Source organism: Arthrobacter bambusae, assembly GCF_022606295.1.
In the GTDB taxonomy this organism is placed as follows: Bacteria; Actinomycetota; Actinomycetes; order Actinomycetales; family Micrococcaceae; genus Arthrobacter; species Arthrobacter bambusae_A.
Map to the genome: position 1 here is coordinate 127091 of NZ_JAHHZS010000002.1, position 20695 is coordinate 147785.

16 protein-coding genes are annotated in these 20695 nt (G+C 63.9%); 14 read left to right on the forward strand and 2 right to left on the reverse strand.

What is annotated here, in order from left to right; all coding sequences use genetic code 11:
* The first annotated feature begins 317 nt into the window (after positions 1-317).
* From KNN17_RS01950 to KNN17_RS02015, 14 genes are all read left to right on the forward strand, one after another.
* A complete protein-coding gene (locus KNN17_RS01950) occupies positions 318-2369 on the forward strand; it encodes a hydantoinase/oxoprolinase family protein (RefSeq protein ID WP_241707252.1) in 2052 nt (683 codons plus the stop codon).
* 10 nt (positions 2370-2379) lie between these two features.
* Complete coding sequence (locus tag KNN17_RS01955) at positions 2380-4053, forward strand: hydantoinase B/oxoprolinase family protein (RefSeq protein WP_241707253.1); 1674 nt, start codon at positions 2380-2382, stop codon at positions 4051-4053.
* Positions 4054-4078: 25 nt separating this feature from the next.
* Entirely contained in the window at positions 4079-5101 is a 1023-nt protein-coding gene (locus KNN17_RS01960; RefSeq protein WP_241707254.1) for a sugar ABC transporter substrate-binding protein, read from the forward strand.
* A 116-nt stretch (positions 5102-5217) separates the two neighbouring features.
* Positions 5218-6744 carry a sugar ABC transporter ATP-binding protein gene (locus KNN17_RS01965; RefSeq protein ID WP_241707255.1) on the forward strand — a complete coding sequence of 509 codons (1527 nt, stop codon included), beginning with the start codon at positions 5218-5220 and terminating at the stop codon, positions 6742-6744.
* Between the two features lie 9 nt (positions 6745-6753).
* Positions 6754-7737 carry an ABC transporter permease gene (locus KNN17_RS01970; RefSeq protein WP_241707256.1) on the forward strand — a complete coding sequence of 328 codons (984 nt, stop codon included), beginning with the start codon at positions 6754-6756 and terminating at the stop codon, positions 7735-7737.
* A gap of 83 nt (positions 7738-7820) precedes the next feature.
* A complete protein-coding gene (locus KNN17_RS01975; protein ID WP_241707257.1) occupies positions 7821-9185 on the forward strand; it encodes a methylhydantoinase in 1365 nt (454 codons plus the stop codon).
* The gene (locus tag KNN17_RS01980) at positions 9170-10252 is read left to right on the forward strand and encodes a DUF917 domain-containing protein (RefSeq protein ID WP_241707258.1); all 1083 of its coding nucleotides are present in this window, start codon (positions 9170-9172) and stop codon (positions 10250-10252) included. Before KNN17_RS01975 ends, KNN17_RS01980 begins: the two co-directional genes overlap by 16 nt.
* On the forward strand, positions 10245-11801 hold the full coding sequence (locus KNN17_RS01985) for a helix-turn-helix domain-containing protein (RefSeq protein ID WP_241707259.1): 1557 nt from the start codon (positions 10245-10247) through the stop codon (positions 11799-11801). Before KNN17_RS01980 ends, KNN17_RS01985 begins: the two co-directional genes overlap by 8 nt.
* Positions 11776-12231, forward strand: coding sequence for a GAF domain-containing protein (locus KNN17_RS01990; RefSeq protein ID WP_241707260.1), 456 nt, complete (start codon positions 11776-11778; stop codon positions 12229-12231). The genes KNN17_RS01985 and KNN17_RS01990 overlap by 26 nt, the downstream gene beginning before the upstream one ends.
* A 62-nt stretch (positions 12232-12293) precedes the next feature.
* Positions 12294-13508, forward strand: coding sequence for a metal-dependent hydrolase family protein (locus KNN17_RS01995; RefSeq protein ID WP_241707261.1), 1215 nt, complete (start codon positions 12294-12296; stop codon positions 13506-13508).
* Between the two features lie 91 nt (positions 13509-13599).
* On the forward strand, positions 13600-14217 hold the full coding sequence (locus tag KNN17_RS02000) for an alpha/beta hydrolase (RefSeq protein WP_241707262.1): 618 nt from the start codon (positions 13600-13602) through the stop codon (positions 14215-14217).
* Between the two features lie 154 nt (positions 14218-14371).
* Positions 14372-15382, forward strand: a complete 1011-nt coding sequence (locus tag KNN17_RS02005; protein WP_241707263.1) for a LacI family DNA-binding transcriptional regulator — start codon at positions 14372-14374, stop codon at positions 15380-15382.
* A gap of 17 nt (positions 15383-15399) precedes the next feature.
* The gene (locus tag KNN17_RS02010; RefSeq protein WP_241707264.1) at positions 15400-16137 is read left to right on the forward strand and encodes an HAD family hydrolase; all 738 of its coding nucleotides are present in this window, start codon (positions 15400-15402) and stop codon (positions 16135-16137) included.
* A 40-nt stretch (positions 16138-16177) separates the two neighbouring features.
* Entirely contained in the window at positions 16178-18559 is a 2382-nt protein-coding gene (locus KNN17_RS02015; RefSeq protein WP_241707265.1) for a glycoside hydrolase family 65 protein, read from the forward strand.
* A 75-nt stretch (positions 18560-18634) separates the two neighbouring features.
* Here KNN17_RS02015 and KNN17_RS02020 read toward each other — a convergent pair whose 3' ends face one another.
* Together KNN17_RS02020 and KNN17_RS02025 are read right to left on the reverse strand one after the other, a co-directional pair.
* A complete protein-coding gene (locus tag KNN17_RS02020; protein ID WP_241707268.1) occupies positions 18635-19924 on the reverse strand; it encodes a macrolide family glycosyltransferase in 1290 nt (429 codons plus the stop codon).
* A gap of 28 nt (positions 19925-19952) precedes the next feature.
* Entirely contained in the window at positions 19953-20666 is a 714-nt protein-coding gene (locus KNN17_RS02025; RefSeq protein WP_241707270.1) for a DNA alkylation repair protein, read from the reverse strand.
* Between the last annotated feature and the right edge of the window lie 29 nt (positions 20667-20695).

Sequence of the window (20695 nt, forward strand, 5' to 3'; positions counted from 1 at the left end):
TCAGTCTCCTTTGCCACGTGGTCGGCATCCGGGCGCCGGCGCAACAGAGTCTACGCCCGGGAGTGACGGCCGGCGGAGCCGTTCGGAGTTGCGCTTTCGGTCCCGTCAAGATACTCATGGCGTTTTCTCTTAGGCTCGCAGCACGTCTCGGAATTGTGGCTCTGAACTGCGGCGATAGTCGGAGTTCGATGGTCGTTAGGCAGTTCGCCCTCGGGGTGCATGGACCATCGTGCAGTTTGCCCACGTCCGGAAAAGCCGGGTCCGTAGCGTGATGTCTCACACATCGAGTTCCCATACAGAACCATGAGGAGACATACATGCCGAACTACAGGGTGTCCATGGACATCGGCGGAACGTTTACCGACATTGTCGCTTACGATCAGCACGCCGGAACCTATACGGCCACCAAATCATCCACGACACCGGGGAACCTGAGCGCGGGCGTCATCGCCGGCCTTGAGTCCATTGTCGACGACCTGTCCGACATCGAGTTCCTGGTCCACGGCACCACCCAGGGATTGAACGCCTTCCTTGAGCGCCGCGGCGTACCGGTGCTGCTGCTGGCCACCGCCGGCGTCGAAGACACCTATCACATTGCCCGCGGCCCACGCCTTGAGCTCTACAACGCCCAGTACCGCAAGCCTTCCCCGCTGCTCGAGCGCAAGGACGTCATCGGTGTTGGAGGACGCCTGGATGGGCAGGGCCTTGAGATCAGGCCTTTGGACGAAGTTGCCGTCCGTCAGGCAGGCCGTCGGGCGGTTGCCGAAGGTTACGGCGCAGTCGCCGTCGCATTCCTGTTCAGCTACAAGAACCCCGCTCACGAGCTTCGGGCCCGGGAAATCCTGCTCGAAGAACTAGGCGAAGATTTCACCGTTTCACTTTCCCACGAGGCCGCGAAGGAATGGCGCGAATACGAGCGCACTTCATCCGCCGTCGTCGAGGCCTATACCGGACCAGTGGTCCGCAACTACCTCCTGGACCTCGAAAAGAAGCTCGGGGACCGCGGGGTGGAAGCCCCGCTGCACATCATGCAGTCCTCCGGCGGGGTGCTCACCGCCGAGTCCGCACGGAAACGCCCGCTCCAGACGCTCCTCTCGGGCCCGGTCGGGGGCGCCATGGGAGACGTCGAACTGGCCGGCGTTTCGGGAAACCGCAACCTGATCGGCGTCGACATGGGCGGAACGTCCTTCGATGTCTCCCTGGTAGTCGACGGCAAGCCCGATGTCTCCACGGAGGCACATCTTGAAGGCCTTCCAATGCTCATGAGCGTGGTCAACATTCACACCGTGGGCGCCGGCGGGGGCTCGGTCGCCTGGCTCGAAGCCGGTGGCCTCAGGGTCGGCCCGCGTTCCGCGGGAGCCACTCCGGGGCCTGCCTGCTACGGACGTGGAGGCACGGAACCCACCGTCACCGATGCCAACCTGGTGCTGGGGCGCGTGGACCCGGACTGGTTCGCAGGCGGACAGGTCTCCTTGGACCGCGAAGCGGCGATCGCCGCCCTGAAAACGGTTGGCGACCAGCTCGGCCTGGACCCCATTGCCATGGCCGAGGGGATCTGCGACGTCGCCAACTCCCAGATGGCCCAGGCGATCCGGACCATCACGATCTCCCGCGGGATCGAACCCCGGGACTTCGCCCTCGTCGCATTCGGGGGCGCTGGTCCCATGCACGCAGTCTTCCTCGCCAAGGAACTGGGCATCCCGGAAACAGTCGTCCCCCGGTTCCCCGGAGCGTTCTCGGCCTGGGGCATGCTGCAGACCAACATCCGCAAGGACTTCTCGGAGCCGTATTTCTACCTCGACGAGGATATCGACGTGGCCCACATGGCCGGCGTGCTGCGGTCGATGGAGACTGAGGGCCTGAGCTCCCTGGCCTCCGAGGGGGTGCCGGAGGACAGCCGCCTCACCAATGCATCAGTGGATGTCCGCTACCAATCGCAGGAATTTGCCCTGAACGTTCCGCTAACCTCCGCTGACGAGCCGGAATCCACCGACTTCGTTGCCGCGTTGGCCACGCGTTTCTCAGCGATGTACCACGAGCGCTATGGGCATTCCAACCTCGGGGCGCCCATCGAAATCGTGGCGCTACGGACACAGGCCGTCGGCGACCTGGGCCGTCTTGATGCGCCACGTTTCGCCACCGCACAGAGCGCTGAGTTCAAGCATGAAATCCGTCCGGTGGTGTTTGAGCACGTCGAACACCAGACCACCGTGGTCCGCCGTGACGACTTGGCCGCCGGCCATGCCTTCGAAGGCCCCGCCATCATCGTGGAACAGACGGCCACAACGGTGGTGCCCCCCGGCTTCGACGTCATCGTCGACGAATTCGGCTCACTGATCATCCGCACTCAAGACGTCGAAGGAAACTGAGGTACCACCAATGACAATCACAGCAGTCAAGACCCTGGATCCAGTCACCGTGGAGATCATCCGCAATGCGCTTACCAGCGCGGCGGACGACATGAACGCCACCCTCATCCGCTCCGCCTACTCACCCATCCTTTACGAAGGAGGGGACTGCGTCGTGGCCCTCCTGGACACCGAGCACCGCGTGCTCGGACAGTCCGCCGGGCTGCCACTGTTCTTGGGCAACCTGGAAACCTGTTCCATCGCGGTCGAAGAACTGTACGGCCGCGACGTCTGGAAGGAAGGGGACGTCTGGATCCTCAACGATTCCTATCTTGGCGGAACCCACCTGAACGACGTCACCATTTTTGCCCCGATCTTTGACGATGGCGCTGTGGTCGGCTTCGCAGCCACCCGTGCGCACTGGATGGACATGGGCTCCAAGGACGTCGGCGGTTCCATGGATGCGACAGACATCTTCCAGGAGGGCTTCCGGATGGGCCCGGTCAAACTGATCGAGGCAGGCATTGAAACCTCCGTCGTGGATCTGATCCGAACCAATGTCCGCTTCCCCTACCAGACCATCGGTGACATGCACGCGATGATCGCGGCCCTTCGGATGGGCACCACCCGGATGAAGGAACTCGTGGGCCGTTACGGGATGGACCAACTGGATGCTGCCCGTGATGAGATCTTCCGTCAGACGGAGGAAATCGAGCGTGAAACCGTCCGCAACATTCCCGACGGCGTCTACGAAGCCGAAGGCATGTTGGACAACGACGGCATCAACCTGGACACTCCGATTCCGATCAGGCTAAAGATCACTGTCTCTGGCGACACCGTTGATTTCGACGTCACCGGATCGGCTGACCAGACCATGGGGCCGGTCAACTGTGGCGCCGCCCAGGCCGTCTCCGCACTACGGGTCGGCTACAAGCTCCTTGTCAGCCCGGATTCCAACTCGAACGGCGGGTCCTTCCGGCCGTTGACCACCCAGGTGCGTTCAGGTTCAGTTCTCGGCGCGGTGGCGCCAGCCCCGTGCCAGTGGTACTTCTCCCACCTCGGACTACTGATCGACCTGGTTTCCAAGGCCATGGCGCCGGCCATGCCCGAGCGGGTTGCCAGCGCCAGCCACGGCGACTCGATGATCATCACTGCAGCCGGTTTCGATCCGCGCTTCGGCCGCAACTTCGTGACGATGGAGGCCACACTTGGCGGTTGGGGAGCCTGGCAAGGCACCGACGGCGAGTCCGCCATGATCAACAACGTCAACGGCTCCCTCAAGGACCTGCCCATCGAAATGATGGAGACCCGCTACCCATTCCGCATCAACGAGTACTCCATCCGCCCCAACTCAGGCGGCCCCGGCCAGTGGCGCGGCGGCAACGGAGTCATTCGTGAATACGAGTTCCTGGCCGACTGCGTCGTGGGGCTCTGGTTCGAAAGGTCCAAGACCCCGGCCTGGGGACTCTTCGGCGGCTCAGACGCCCAAGGGCCCGAGGTTGTGTTCAACCCAGGCCGCAGCGATGAGGTCCGCACCCTGAAAGCCAACGCCCGCAAGGTCAAGGCCGGCGACATCGTCCGGCTCGCAGTCGGCGGCGGCGGCGGCTTCGGGGACGTCTCCCAACGCTCCCGGGACGAGATCACCTACGACATCGTCAACGGCTTCATCACCGAGGACTTCGCCAAGACCCACTACGGATACTAAGCCCCGCCCACAGAAAGGCACCCCAATGAAGAACATCAAGAAATCAGCCGCAGCCGCGGCGCTCATCGGGCTAGCGCTCCTGACGTCAGCCTGCTCCCCACCCACCCAAGCGGCCGCAGGACCAGCTTCGACGGCCGACGCCGGCAAAACCCTCAACGTCGGATTCTTCGGCTTCGCCAAGTCCAACGGCTTCGCCCAGGGAACCTTCCTCGGGGTCCAGCAGGCGGCCAAGGCCAACAACGCCACCGCCACGTTCGTGGACCCCAACTTCAACGCCCAGACCCAGGTCCAGCAGATCCAGGACGCAGTCACCTCAAAACAGTTCGAGGTGATCGTTGTCCAGGCGAACGACAACCAGGCCCTCATCGCACCACTGCAGCAGGCCGTCCAGGCTGGCATAACGGTGGTGGTCGAGTTCTCCGTTATCGGTCCGAAGTTCGACACTATCCAGCCCCAGGTCCCGGGTGCAATCAGCATCGTTGACCTTCCCACCAGCAACGGCAAGATGCTCGGCCAAATGGGCAAGGATGCCTGCGCCAAAGTCTCCAAAGACACGTGCAAGGTGGCCTACCTCGAGGGATTCAAGTCCCTGCCGCTGGATAACGCCAGGACCGAAGCGGTAAAAGCTGAGCTGGCCACTGATCCGAAGATCAAGCTGGTGGCCAGTGTCGAAGGCGGGTACACCCAGGACAGCGGCCGGCAGGCGTTCCAGAACGTTTCCCAGGCCAACCCGGACGTCGATGTCGTCATCGGCGCATCCCAAGCGATCACGGGTGCGGCCGCTGCCGCTGGCAATAGCAACATCAAGTTCATTGGCAACGGCGCATCCACTTCGAATGTCGAGGCCGTCCGATCCGGTAAATGGTTCTCCATCTACGTCAGCGACGTGGTGGCGAACGGCGCCAAGGCCACGGAACTCGGCCTTGCCAAGGCCCGGGGACAGCAGGTGGAAACGGCAGTGGACGAGGCGAGCCTGGCTCCCAACAAGGGCAACGGTACGAAGGAAGCCCTCGACGCCGTGAACTACGTCTCGAAGTACTCGGACTAGCCGGCTTCCCCCCCGTGGTCCTGTCCTGCCGGGGCTGAAAGCCCGGCAGGACAGGAGCCCCCGTCCCGGTCCCGGCAGGACCGGCCAAAACGTCGATTCCATCTCCCGAGGTCAAAATGGCTATACAACAGTTGGATACACCCGAGCGAGTCAATCGGAGTTCCGCTCCGGAAATCACCCTCTCCGGAATCGGAAAGCGGTACGGTGCCAGCACTGTGCTCCGCGATATCACGTTGTCGGTGGCTCCGGGGGAAATCCACGGCATCATGGGGGAAAACGGTGCCGGCAAGAGCACGCTGCTGAAGATCCTCGGCGGCGCAATCGGGGCAGATTCCGGCGTCGTCAAGCTTGACGACCGGGAGGTGAAGATCACCGAGCCCCGGGACGCCATCGCACAAGGAATATCCCTTATATCCCAGGAGCTGGCACTCATTCCTGGCCTTTCAGTGCTGGAGAACGTCTTCCTGGGCCGCTGGGCCAACACGGGAAGCCTGCTCCGTTCGGGGCGGGACGCCGATCACTTGGAGCGCCTCCTGGCCCAGACCGGCTTTGAGCTTGACCCCCGGGCGATGGCAGGGGATCTGCCCATCGGTCAGCAGCAGCAGGTCGAAATCCTGAAAGCCCTCGCCCGTGGCGCAAAGGTGCTGTGCATGGACGAGCCGACGGCGGTCTTGAACGAGGCCGAGAAAGCAAAGCTATTGAAGGTGATCAGGAGCCTCGCGCGTTTAGGCACCACCGTGATCCTCGTATCGCACTATCTGGAGGAAGTCCTCGGTTTAGTGGACCGAGTGACCATCCTCCGTGACGGACAGCACATCACCACGGAGGCCGCCTCGAGGCACACGCCGGAGTCCCTCGTCGGCCTGATGGTCGGCAGGGAGGTCGATTTCCTCCTTCCGGAGGTCCCGCCGGTACCTTCGGAAGCAAAAACGGTGGTCCAGGTGGCGGGACTGAGCAGCTCAAGAGTGAAAGACGTCTCCTTCACGGTCCGCCAAGGCGAAATCCTGGGTATCGCCGGCCTGGTGGGCAGTGGCCGCAGCGAGACCCTGCTGGCCATGTTCGGTGCTGATCGAACCACCAGTGGATATGTCCGGATCAACGGCCGGCGCCTCCGTGCCAACTCCATCCGGGAAGCCATTAAAGCCGGAATGGCCCTCGTCCCCGAGTCGCGGAAAGAACAGGGCCTGGTCATGTCCCGGCCTGTGGACGAAAACATCGCCCTTTCCACCTTGTCGGGCCGATCACTGGGCGGTTTCGTCAGGGTAGCCCGGGAAAAGGCAGCCGTGTCCGAGATCAGCCATTCCGTCGACCTGCGCGGCGCCCGCCGCGGCTCGCTGATTGGCGATTTGTCCGGAGGAAACCAGCAGAAGGCGCTCTTCGCCAAGTGGCTGCTCAATCCTCCGGCGGTGCTGCTAGTGGACGAACCCACGCGTGGTGTCGACATCGCGGCCAAGGCGCGCATCCACGGCATGATCGCCGACCTCGCAGCAAAGGGCACGGCTGTCGTCGTCGTCAGCTCCGAACTCGAGGAAGTCATCGGTCTATCCCACCGTATCCATGTCATGAGGCAAGGCCGCATCGTTGCTGAATTCGACCGGAACGCCTCCCGCGATGAAGTCATGACTTCCGCATTTCTGAAATAGGTGAATCAAATGACCACAGTTACCGTTGCCGTGTCCAAGCCGGCCCAGAAGAAATTCAAGCTCAATGTCAGGGATTTCGGGATCGTCTTCGGACTGATCGCCATCATGCTGTTGCTGACCCTCAATACCGGAACGTTCCTGACCGGCCGGAATTTCATCAACCTGTTCGACCAAGCTGCCATCGTGGGACTGTTGGCCGCTGCCGCCACACTGTGCATCGTCAGCGGTGTCTTCGATCTGTCCTCCACCGCAAACTTGGCTGTATCCGCCATCGCCGGAGTGATGATCACCCAGCACTTAGGGGTGATCGCGGGATTCGTCGGCGCCTTGGTGGTGGGGGGCGCCCTGGGAACCGTCACCGGCCTGATCGTGGTCGGCACGAAGGTGAATTCCTTCATAGGCACGCTGGCGGTGAGCATCATCTATCGCGGCCTTGCCATCGTGATCACGGGTGGAGCCATCGTCGCGCCGCTGCCCGAGCAACTTGCCTCCTTCCAGACGTGGACCTGGCCCAGCCTCTTTGGCCTCACTGCGGGCTCCGTGCTCATGGTCGCCATGACCATCGTCCTAGGCATCGTCCTCTGGCGCACGACGTTTGGGCGCAGGATTTACGCCGTGGGCGGCAACAAGGAAGCGGCACGCCTTAGCGGTATCCGCACCGGTTCCATCCACGTCGCCGTCTTTGCCATCAGCGGCCTGTGCTCCGCGATGGCCGGCATGATTCTTGCTTCGCGCGCAGGCTCAGCCCAGCCAGCAATGGCCCTCGGCGTCGAACTCACGGCCATTGCAGCCGTGGTCATCGGAGGCACCAGCATTCTCGGCGGACACGGCGCTATGTGGCGGGCCTTCGTCGGAGTCATGATCCTGACCGTCATCGGCAACGGCTTCAACCTGCTCCACTGGGACACCACCTACCAGCAGGTTGTCACCGGCGTCCTCATTCTGCTGGCAGTCGCCGCGGACGGATTGTTCTTCCGCAAGCGCGCCGGCTAGGCCCTATCGGAGGACGCTATATACATGGAACATGGTCATGATTTGGTGAGGGAACTGCAGCAGGCTGAACAGGAGGCCGAACAATGCGCATAGGACTGCGGTTGCAGGGAACAAGCTGCCGGGCGTTGGTGCTGGACGGGCACAGCGTGGTGGCCGCTGCGGCTGCGGTGCGATGCACCACGCTTGCGGAGGCAGTCGACACCACCTTCGAAGAGCTTCGCCACGAGCTTGGTACGGAAATTACGAAAGTGACGGACATTACTTCCGACGCCGGACGAGTCCTCGTTGCACGGAAACCAGCCTCGGTCATCGCGATCCGGATTTCGCCCCGCCCGCCTGCCGACGCGTTCCACGTGACTGGGCTGCCTGCACTCGTCGAACCAGTGGTGGCCAGGACCGTCCACGTCGGCGGAGGCCACGACCTGCGGGGACGCCCCCTCGCTCCGCTAGGTTTGGAGGCTTTCCTTGCCGAACTTCCGGGCATCCTGTCCGGAGAGGTAAGGAACATTGCGATCACCTCCGTGGGGTCGACGGCGTCGAAGGATCACGAAACGCGCATTGCCGATGCCATCCTGTCCAGTGACAGCGAAATGCGCATCAGCATCTCCAGCGACTTCTATTCCAGTGTTTTCCGCGACCGTGACTACACAGCCATCCTGAACAGCGCCCTCATGGAAACAGGGGAGGACCTGGCCGCGATGCTGGATGCATCGGGACGGCGGCATTTTCCCTCCGCCACGATGTGGTTCGCCAAGAACGACGGCGGCCGCGCGCCGCTTGCGCGGCTGGCGGTGATTCCGATTCACGGGTTGCGACCCGAACCCGCTATGCAGATCCTCGGCGCGGCTACCTTGGCCGGCGCCCCGGACGGGGAGGTGGTCATCTGTGCGGACTCCGGGGTCACCGTGGGCCAAATCCGCGGGGGCCTCCCTGCGACGCGAAGCGTCATCCGCCAAGGATATGAGGCGAGCCTCGCCAGCAACGCCGCCGTCGTCGAACCGTACACGGCCGACCACCCCGTCCGCCCTGCGGTCCCCTCGGTGATTGCCGACCTCCGAAGCGGACAGGACACCCCGCTCCCGTTCGGGCTGGTTCCCACGCTGGCAGCTGCGCACGACGCCGGACAGGTGGGGTCCGCCGTCGCGCCCCTGACCGCCTGGATCGACAGGTTGGAGACGGTGAGCGGGCGGGCGGACCTCCAGTTGGTGCAGCGTCGCGCGGAAGAAGATGCCGAGTCGGCAGCCGTTCAGTTGGGGGCGAGCCCCGGGCTCACGCGGATCATTGAATCGAACGTCTATGCGATGCCCTATGGCAACCCCGGCATCGTGCGGATCAGGGTCCAAGCCGCCGGTGAAGTCTCCGGGGACACGATTGAAGATGCCGCCGAAATTCACGTACGGACACCCTTCGGGGCGGGAGAGGGTGCCAGCCGATGGGCGCCCTGCTGACGGCGGAGGATGTCCGGCATCTACGAACCGGCGCACACTTCCTGGCCTGCACCATCGACCCGACAGCCATCTACGTTTACGCGGAAATGATCGAAAAGGCCATGGAAAACCGCGCTTTGGAGCTCATCTCGATTGACGAGCTGGCCCCCGATGACCTCGTGGTTGCGATCGGAATGGTCACCCAGGGCCTCTTCATCGCGGATATGCCTCCGGTAGGCGATGAGTTCATCGGGTGCATCCGTGCCATCGAGGCCAACCTCGGCCGACAGGTGCGGGCGATCTACTCGCTCGCCGCCGCCAACATCAACGGAATTGTTCCCCTCATGGTCGGGCTGCAGTCCTCGCTGCCGGTGATTGATTCCGACCCCATGGGCCGCGTTTTTCCATTGATCAGCCAAACCACCCTGAACATCGGCCACGTCCCCATCAGTCCGATCGCCCTCATGGGAGTGACCGGCGAACGGGCAGTGGTGGAGGCTCACAACCCTCAGCGGGCCGAAACCCTGGTGCGGGCCCTCGTCACGGAGATGGGTGGGTGGGCCGCTACAGCCATGTATCCGTGCTCAGCGGGCCAAATGCGCGAGCACGGAGTCCACGGCTCCATCAGCCGGATGATCCGAATCGGGGAGATCCTCGACGCTGAAACCTCGGTTGACCGCAAGTTCCAGCAGCTCGCTGAATTTCTTGGTGCTACCCGGATTGCCCGGGCCCGGGTGAGTCACGTCGAAGGACTGTCGCGCCCTTCGGACCTGGGCCTTCCGGCGCTGCCGTCCAGCGTGACGCTCGTGGACGAACGATCCGGGCAGATCATCCGCTTGGAGATCCAGAACGAAATCTTGCTGGTCCTGGTTGATGGCGCCATCGCAGCGGCCGTCCCGGACATCGTCTCGCTGCTCAACTCCGAGCACGGCACGGTCGTCAACATCGACGATGTGCGAGTGGGCGATGTCATTGACGTCCTGAAGATCACGGCTGCGGCGCAGTGGTACTCGAAGGCAGGCCTCGATCTTGCTGAACCGAAGGCCTTTGGTATTCCGATCGAACACCCAAGGCGGCACCATGCGTAGATCGAAAAGCGAGAACCATCTGGATGTCGCAGGGCTCCTGGCGCACGGCTCCCTCCGCGGCACCACCCCTCTGTATCTCACTCCGTCCAGTGCGGCAATCGACGGCGTCGTTCTTGTCTCCCAGCTCGATGCCATCCAGCGGGTGCGGCCCAACACCGTCATCGTCCTTTCCGCGGAGATGGGCTCCGGCGGTTGGCTGGTGTCCGCAGCCCTGCGGCACGCCTGGGAGCGGAAGGCCAGCGCCGTCGTCGTCGCTGGAAGTACCTACTCCAGCGCTGTGATCGGCCTCGCCGAGCGGCTGGGTATCACCTTGCTGGCTGCCGAGGGCGACACATCCGGCATAGCCCTCGCACTGGCCGCTGAAATCGGCGCTGCCCTTTCCGTGGTGGACGCCGAGCTGGCGCGGTTTGCCCGGGCGGTCGCGAAGGACACGACCTTGGGAGCCGTCCTGAAGACCATCTCCAGGGAGCTGGACGGTGTTGAAATCCTGCTGGAGTACGACGGCGTGAGCCTGGCGTCCGCGGGAACGCCCACCCGGGAGGCAGCCGAAATCATCACCGTGGATGTTCGCGGTTCGAATAGCTCCGTCCCGTCCAGGCTCACCGCAAGGGTGCCAAGATCCGGAGTCCACAACCTGCAGCTCGTCCGGTCGATCCTCGAGGTGGCCACGCCGTCGGTAAACGCTGCGTGGCTGTTGGGAGATGTCCTCGACACGGCGCGTGCAGTACCCACGGCGGCCCTGGTCGGCTTGAACCACGACCCCGGCTCCTCCTGGACCACGTTCGTGGAACGTCACCGGCACTTGCTCTTTCAGCTGGGCTGGCGTGGGGAGGAACAATATGTGGCCGTGTGGATCCGCAGGGCGTCGTTGGAAGCTCATCGTCCGGAGCTCACAGCGGTGCTGCGGCTGCTCTGGCGGAAAGTCACAGTCCGCAGCCCCCTGGCCGAAGTCCACGGTGGCTGGCTCGCTCTTGTTCCCGTCGGATACCAAGAGGCGGCGGACCAGCTCGAAGCGCGGATCCGGGTCCGTCTCGGGAAGTCATTGGAGGAACTGGGTCTGGGGGCAGGACTCTCTCGGTGGCGCGAGGAACCCGCCGCGCTGCCGAATATCGTCCGTGAATCCCGTTTGGCCGCTGAATCCGCTCTCTCGACGGGGCCCGGCACCGTGGCAGGCTTCGCCAATCTCGACGTTGCGGCGGCCGCGACGTTCGTCGATGAGGACTCGGTCCTGCTCGTGGCCGAACTGACGCTGCCGCTGCTCATGGCCAGCCCGGACAGAGACCTCGTCATTGCGGCTGCAGGGGCCTTCCTCGACCACCACGGCTCCGTCAGCCTCGCAGCAAGCTCCCTTGACCTGCACCGGAACACTCTGCAGACCCGGCTCAACCGTGCCCGCGAACTGGGCGTCCCCCTCGACATCCCAGCCAAGCTCTTGTCCGTCCATCTCATCCTCAGCACGCTTCGCCGCTCAATCCATAACAAGACGAGTACCGCCAATCCCGGCCAAACCAGAAAGGACTCCCATGAGTTCCCAGTTCGAAAACTTTGACGATGTCCATGCCGCCGCACAGGAAACCCCCGGCGTCATCCTGTTCACCGCTTCCGTCGTCGCCGACGCAGGCACCAGCATGGCGCGCATCTATACGAGCCACCCTGGGGTCTACCCCGTCGGCGGAAGGAAGACCCTGGACGGGGACACCAACCCGGTGTGGCTCGAGCAGGTCCTCAAGGGCCAGCAGCCGTTCCTTGGGGTGGATAAGGAAGCAGTCCGGGCATTCTTCTTCGACTCGGCAACCATTGAGTCGCTGGGTTGTGGTGCCATCGTCAACGTTCCGGTGGTAAGCAACGGTGAGACCATCGGATCCATGAACTTCCTTGCCCCTGAGGGTAGCTACGGGCAGTCATCGGTGGATGCGGCCGTGGAGATCGCCCAGCGCTCCGTGCCGCTGTTCGAACACGCGCTCGCCACCACCAACTAATCCTTCGCGGGCGGCCGCCACGGAGCGGCGCCCGCGAAAACAGCAGAAAGGAATCTCCACACGTGACCACTACGCCGCCGGGAACACTGACCATCCGGAACGCCCTCATCTTCGATGGCGAGGCCAGGAACCTGATCGAAGGTTCCATCACGGTCCGCGAAGGCCGTATCACGGAAGTGGGGCGAGACGTGGAAGAGGCCGGGAAAATCGTTGACGCCGACGGCCGTACCGTGATTCCCGGGCTCATCGATGCGCATTTCCATGCCTACGCGCTCAGCCTGACCGCCGCCAAGAACGAAACGGGGCCATTGAGCTACTCTGCGCTCGCAGGGGCCCGGCGACTTGAGGCGGCCTTGAACCGGGGCTTCACGAGCGTCCGTGACGTAGCGGGAGGAGACATAGGGCTTGCCAATGCCATCGACGAAGGCTTGTACGCAGGTCCGAGGTACTTCTTTACCGGACCAGCCCTGAGCCAGACAGGCGGCCACGGTGACATCCGGGCCGCGGACGACGGCGGTTGCTTCCATGGCGGCCACATGTGCGAAGTGGTGGACGGCGCGGATGAGCTGCTGCGGGCCGTGCGGAACCGCTTCCGCGCCGGAGCCACGGCCATCAAGCTCATGACGTCCGGCGGAGTCATTTCACCCGTCGACCCCATCAGGGTTCCGCAGTACAGCTCGGCCGAAATCCGCACTGTAACCGAAGAGGCGTCCCGACGGGGCAGTTATGCGACGGCCCACGCATACTCGCCCGAGGCCATCCGTCATTCGGTACTCAACGGGGTGCGCTGTATTGAGCACGGCAATCTGCTGGATGCCGAAACTGCCCGCTTGATGGCCGACAATGAGGTCTACCTGGTACCGACTTTGGCGACCTACGACGCGATGGCACGACGCGGCGAAGAAATCGGTCTCACGGAGATAGGGGCGGCCAAGAACCGGGAAGTGCTGGATGCCGGCCGGAACGCCGTCGTGTTGGCACGCGACGCGGGGGTCCGGATTGGATTTGGTACGGACCTCATGGGGGAACTGGAGGATGAGCAACTGGCCGGGCTCCGCCTGCAATGCGAAGCACTGGGTGTCTACGATGCGCTCCGCTCGGCAACATCGACCAACGCAGCCTTGTTGCGTCGCGATGACCTGGGCCGTATAGCCGAAGGAGCCTTGGGAGACCTGGTCATCCTGGACGGAAACCCTGTCGATGAACCGCCGGTGCTCTGGGACGAAAGTCGCACACGTATGGTCATCAAGGCCGGACAGGTCATCACTGGGCATTAGCCCGCCGCGCAGGCGGCCGGGGCTTCACGCCGGGCTCCGAAGCCCGTGTGGTCCAACATGCCGCGGTCCCGGCCCCACTAAGCTGTGGCCCATGGAAACAGTCGTCTGGTCCAAGCCGGAAAACGAACGTGCCGGGACGCCGCTCCTCGTGATGATGCACGGATACGGCACGGACGAGCAGCGAATGGTGAATCTCTTTCCGCAGATCCCGGAAGAATTCACCTGCGCCGCGCTTCGTGGGCCGATGCCGATCGGCGACCAGTACGGCTGGTTCCTGCTGGACTACTTCCTGGCCAACGACTTTGCGGACGTCATCACCGCCACCAACAAGGTGTTCGCCTGGATTGAGTCGGTCAAGCGCAACCACAGCAGCGTGAGCCTCCTGGGCTATTCCCAAGGCATGGCCATGGCCAGCACGCTCCTGCGGCTGCGTCCGGATGGCTTCAAGGCGACCGTGGGCCTCTCCGGATTCGTGTTGGAAAACGACCTTCTGGCGCTCAGCGAGTCCTTCGATTCCCCGCCTCCGTTCTTTTGGGGGAGGGACAAAGCGGATCCGGTGGTCTTCAGGGACGCCATCGAGCACACCGAGGAATGGCTCAACAAGAACATGGCTCTCACCGCGAGAACCTACCCCGGCATGGGCCACCGGATCGAGGCCCGGGAAATGGCGGATGTCAGCGCTTTTCTGCGGTTCTACGTCCTTCGCTGAAGTGAGGCCTGCGTCACATTCGGGAGTGCTGGAAAACAACTCTTGATTGCCAAAATTGTAAGCGCTTACACTCTTCTTCGGCGGTGCAAGGATGTGCCGCCGAAGACAGAAGATGAAAGGGTTGAGGCCGTGTTGAATGGTTAAGGCTCACCGCGTGACAATCCAGGACGTTGCCGTCCTCTCGGGCCTGTCAATATGCACCGTTTCACGCGCTCTGCGGAACCTGCCGAACGTGTCCGAAAAAGCCCAAGTGAAAGTGTCCGACGCCGCCGCCAAGCTCGGCTACAAGGCATCCTCCGCGGCAGCCCGGTTGGCCGGCGGAAGTACCGGCTCCATCGCCATCATCGCCCCCACAGCCACGGCCTGGTTCTTCGCCCAGGCCGTCGAAGCGGCCGAGGAAGTCTTCGGTGACAGCGGTTTCGACACCGTCCTGATCAGCCTGCGGGGGAAGTCGAGCGTCAAGCGGAAGATCTTCGGCGATCTCCTTGGGCTGTCCCAGCGCGTGGACGGAGTGTTGCTCCTCAACGTCGATTTGAGCGAATCCGAGGTTGCCCTCCTGGCCGCGTCGGGCCTTGCAGTTGCGAGCGTGGGGATGACTTCCGTACCGTGGGACAACGTAGGGATCGACGACGAACTCGCGGCTTGGCAGGCCACGTCACACCTTCTGGGGCTGGGCCATTGGGATCTGGCGGTGCTGTCCGGCCGCGAAACGCGAGAGAACTCGGTATTGACGGCCAGCGACAGGCTCAAGGGATTCGGCCGCGCATTGAAAGACCATCACCTGACCGTTCATCCGGACTTGGTCATCAACTCGGACTCCACGATCGACGGCGGACGCAAAGCCATGAATGAACTCATTGCCCACCGAAGCCTTCCAACGGCTGTGTTCGCGGACTGCGACGAGGCGGCTTTCGGGGCCCTCATGGCCATGCGCGAGCATGGATTGTCCGCACCGAAGAATGTCTCCGTGATCGGAATCGATGACCACCCCATGAGCTGGTTCCTCGGCCTGAGCACGGTGGCGCAGCCAGTAGCGGACCAAGGTGCCTTCGCCGCCAACCTCCTGGTGGAGCGGCTCCAGAACGCCGACGCCCCCAACGAACCTTCCAACCATTTCCTTGACACGAAACTCATTGAACGCAAAACCACGCGCCGTCAGCGCTGAACGGACCACTCCCCACCATGACTGATACCCGAGCCACCCAGAAGACCGCCTGGACGGGCGCTACCGCGCTCCTCTTCGACCTCGACGGCGTGCTGACGCCAACCGCCGTCGTCCATGAGCAGGCTTGGCAGGAACTCTTCGACGGATACCTGGCCGAAACCGGCCATCCGGACGGTTACCAGGAGAGCGACTACTTCGACCACATCGACGGCAAGCCGCGCTTCGATGGTGTCCGGGATTTCCTCACGTCCCGTGGCATCACGTTGCCGGAAGGACCCACCGACGACGATCCCGCCAACACCAGCGTGCAGGGCCTGGGCAACCGCAAGAACCGGATCTTCAACGAGATCGTGGATTCGCGCGGGGTGGAGCCCTACGCGGGCTCTGTCCGTTTCATCCACGCCGCACTGGAGCTGGGACTCAAGCTCGCCGTCGTATCCTCTTCCCGCAACGCGCCCGCTGTCCTGAAGGCGGCGGGACTCTCTGGCTACTTCCCGGTGGTGGTCGACGGCCAGGTGGCTGCCGCCGTCGGGCTCCCCGGCAAGCCGGATCCGGCCACGTTCCGTTACGCGGCCGAGTTGCTGGACGTGCCCGCCGAGGGCTGCGTCGTCGTCGAGGACGCAGTGTCCGGTGTGCAGGCCGGCAGCGCCGGGAACTTCCGCGCAGTGATCGGGGTGGACCGGGGGGCGGGTCACCAGACCCTGCTCGACGCCGGAGCGACATTCGTGGTCGACGACCTCGACGATCTTCTCTAACCAAACCGTTTCACCAGAAACAGAAGGAACCCAACAGTCCATGGCACTCATCAGCTCCGACCGGCTGCGCTTCCCCTGCGAACCGTGGAAGCTCGTGGAGAGCATCCACGTTCCCGGCGATGCCGGTACGCTTGAAACCCTTTTCAGCCTCGGCAACGGCCACCTGGGCATCCGCGGCGCCCATTGGGCGGGGGCGGACGCTGAACTCCCCGGCACGTTCATCAACGGTTTCCACGAAACGTGGGACATCAAGCACGCCGAGAACGCTTATGGCTTCGCCCGCACGGGACAACGGATCGTCTATGTTCCGGATGCCAACAACTTCAACATCGTCATCGACGGCGAGCAGCTGAGCCTCACCGAGTCCGCAGTGCAGAATTACCGCCGCAGCATCGACTTCGCCACGGGCGTGTACGAATGCGCCGTGACGTGGGAGTGCCGTTCAGGCGCCATTGTCACCACGGTGGAGCGCCGCGCCGTCGGGATCGATTCCAGGGGATCCCTGGGCATCGAGCTGAGCCTCATCGCAGACCGCCTGGTTTCCGCCGACGTCACCTCCTTGGTGATCAATCGGCAGGACCAGCCTGTGGAGGACCACTCGGCCCACGATCCGCGGCGTTCCGGCCGCCACGCCGGCAGGGTGTTGCTCCCGCTTCACCTCCAGGGCTCCGACGGATCCCTGCGCATGGCTTGGGAGACCGCAGAATCCAGGCAGCGCATCGGCATGGCCGTGGATCACTGGATTTCCGCCGAAGGCCAGCCTTTCGAGACCGTGGTGGGGGAGGACGAGTCCACTGTCCGCTACGTCATGGCCGTGAATGAGGGCGAGACGTTCCGCTTGGAGAAGAGCGTGAGCTACGTCGTGAACAGCGCCGATGCAGGCGCAGCGGACCCCGGCGAGATCCTTGCGTCGGACGCGGAATTGGGACTCGTGCCGTTCGACGCGCTCCTGGCCGAAGGTGCGGCGCACTACCGCGATTACTGGTCCACCGCGGACATCACCATTGGTGGCCAGCCCGAACAGCAGCAGGCCGTTCGCTGGAGCCTGTTCCAGCTCGCCCAGGCCACCGCGCGCGCCGGCGTCGCCGGCATCCCGGCGAAGGGTGTCAGCGGCTCAGGCTATGAGGGCCACTACTTCTGGGACCAGGAGGTGTACCTGCTGCCGTACCTGACGTACACCAACCCGGCCGCGGCCCGCCAGGTGCTGGAATCCCGCCATGCGATGCTTCCGGACGCCCGGATCCGGGCCAAGGAACTCAGCGTGGACGGTGCGCTGTTCCCGTGGCGCACCATCAACGGCCTCGAGGCCAGCGCCTACTACGCCGCCGGCACGGCGCAGTTCCACATCGCCGCCGCCATCTCCTTCGCCGCCAACCGCTACCAGTGGGCCAGCGGCGACGCGAGCTTCCGCGCCGAAGTGGGCGCCGACCTGTTGATCGAAACAGCGCGGATGTGGGCGTCGCTGGGCTTCTTCGGCAAGGACGGCCTGTTCCACATTCACGGCGTCACCGGCCCGGATGAATACACGGCCGTGGTCAACGACAACCTTTACACCAACGTCATGGCCCGCTTTAACCTGCGGGCCGCCGCGGCACTGGAACACCCGGACGTCCCGGATACCGAGCGGATGGTGTGGCAACAAGCCGCCGCGCGCATGTCCCTTCCCTACGATCCGGACATGGAGATCTACAGCCAGGACAACGACTTCATGACCCTGGAGCCGTGGGATTGGTCCACGCCGCGCTCCAAGTACCCGCTGCTGCTTAACTTCCACCCGCTGGTGATCTACCGGCACCAAGTCCTCAAGCAGGCGGACACGGTGTTGGCGATGTTCCTGCAGTGGCAGGACTTCACGGCCGAGGAAAAGCAGCGCGCGTTCGACTTCTACGATCCCATCACCACCGGCGACTCCACCTTGTCCGCTTGTGTCCAAGGCATCATGGCGGCCGAGGTGGGCTACTCCGACATCGCGCTCAAGCACTTCACCGAGGCCTTGTTCGTCGACCTGGACAACACCCACAACAACACCGTTGACGGCGTGCACATCGCGTCCACCGGTGGCATCTGGAGTTCATTGGTGTGCGGGTTCGCGGGCATGCGGGACCAAGGCCACGTCCCGCACTTCGATCCGCGGCTGCCGGCCGAGTGGGACAGCCTGTCCTTCCGGCTCAAAATCCGCGGGCGGCTCTTGTCCGTCGAGCTGCGGCCAGGGTCCATCAGCCTTTCGCTCGTTGCGGACGCAGGTTCAGCGCCCGACGCCGGTAGGGAACCGTTGGAGGTCAGCGTGCGCGGCGAGCGGCTCGTCGTCGGCGTCGAGACGGTCACTGTGCCCCTCGACGACGTGCCGCACCCCGCGCCGTCCGTCTTCCCGAGCCTCTTCCCGACGGCGGGACTTCCCGTGATCGGAAGCGCGCGGGCCTAAGCCATCGACTGCTGAGTAACTGTCGTTCTGGGCGCTCAGAACGACAGTTACTCAGCAGCGGATGCAGGCCGCAGGCTACCCAGCATGTGGCGGCACCGGAAGGCCGATGGCGGGGCCGCGCAGGAAGTCCTCAATCGCGTCGGCGGCTGCGGAAGCTCCCCCGGAGCCGCGGACGCGCGCGCTCATCGCCTCAAGGTTGCCCCTGATCGCCTGGTCGCCGCTGACGTCAAGGACCGTGTCGCGGATCAGCTGCGGGGAGAGCCCCTCCAGCCGGAGCCGCCGCCCGAGTCCAAGATCCTCCACGCGGCGCGCATTGGCTCCTTGCTCAGGCTGCAGAGGGAAGGCCACCAACGGCACCCCGAAATAGAGGGCCTCCATGGTCGAGTTCATCCCGGTGTGGGAAAGGAAGGCGGAAGCGTGCGGCAGGACTTCCAGCTGCGGAAAGAAGGGCCGTACCTCAAAGTTCTCCGGGATGTCTCCCAGCTCCGACTCCTCGACGCGCTCTCCGATTGCCATGGCAACTTGCCACTCGGTGCCCGCGAATCCTTCCAGGCACATCCTGAAGAAATCCGGGCGGTCATTCAACGGGGTTGTGCCCAGAGAGACGAACAACAGTGGACTGTCCTTCACCCGGGGTTGCCAGGACTCCTCGTTGCCTCGCAAGCCAAGGCAAGGGCCCACGAAGTGGAACCTGGCATCGAAAGTCTCTCCCAAGGGCTGGAATTCCTTTGGGATGAAGGAGATGTTCAACGACGCAGGCGGGCCTCCCATGAATTGCAGATGGCCCACGCCATGCTCCGCGGCGAAATCATGGATCCGCTGGCCGACCTGTTTCCAGGCCTCCACCATGCCTGGCGGCGGCGGGCCCGGCATGAGATCCCGCATCGAGAAATGTTCATTGGTGGCGTAGCTCGGAAGCAACGCAATATCGGGCAAGGCCAACTTCGCGGCAGCCATCTTACCGGAGAGCGTCATGGCATCGTAGGCCAACCCGTCCGGCGGATCCTCGGCCAGTCGGGCCAGCAGCGCCGGGAACTCCTCCCTCGCGCCCTCGAGGATCCGCTCGAGCAGTCCCGACATCATTCCGGACGGCATTCCCGCGAACATCCCCGTCATCGGCGAAGGTGCCGGAGCCCCCTCGGCCGGCGCCGGGCCACCCTCTGCGGAACGCTCGCGCGGCGGGAGGAAGGCCGCCAGGTCCTCTCCACTCGGAAAGAACGCGGCGCCGGCAGATTCAACGGCCTTCGCGTACTTCGCCGACGTGGCGTACGTGACCCGGTGGCCTCTACGGACCAGCTCTGCGACCACTGGCAAGGTCGGGTTCACATGTCCCGCGGCAGGCAAACAAATGAAGGCTATATGCATGGCGCCACTTCCTCGGGTGTCGGATGCTTCACTTGGAGAGATCGGTGCCATGAACGCTGCGCCGGCGTGATTTCAGCCCAGTCTCCAACTTGGTCCGCACCTCGCGCTTCACCCGCGCGGCAAGCTCGGTCTCATGCATTTCCAGGAAGGTCCGGACGGCGCGCGGATCCCACGGCACCAAGGACCGCAGCGCCCAACTGACTGCCTTGACCACGGTGTCGTCGCGATCATTGATCAAGATCCCGACGACGCCGAGCGTCCGCTGTGTGTCGCCCGTTCCCCACCGGGACCTCGTGTTCAGGACTGTCGTGGAGACAAGCGCAATGCGCCGCCACCAATGGTCCGGGCTCCGTGCCCAGCGGTCGACGACGGTGTCCGGGATGAGCCCTTCGCGCCACGCGGGTCCCACCAAGACGGTCGCAAAAGCATCGGCCTGCCCCCAAGTAGTGATGCCTTCTCCCAAGTGTTCAAGCCGGGCTGGCGTCAGCTCGGCGAAAGCCGCCTGGTGGGCATTGATGAATTCCCATCCCTCCCAGGCAAAGCCGGCTCGCACAAGCCCTTCGGCGAGATTGAAGACGACGGCGGCGTCCATCGTGGCGATTTCCGCTGAAACCCGGCGGCGGACGGTGCGGAAGCTCGCGGCGTCGTGCTTCTCCAAAGCGCGCAGTTCCCCGAGGACGCGCGCCAATAATTGCCCCGGTTGGGTATCCCCCGGAGAGACGAGTACTCCGTGCGAAGCCACTTTCGGCCCCCCGATTTCGCCGGCTGAAC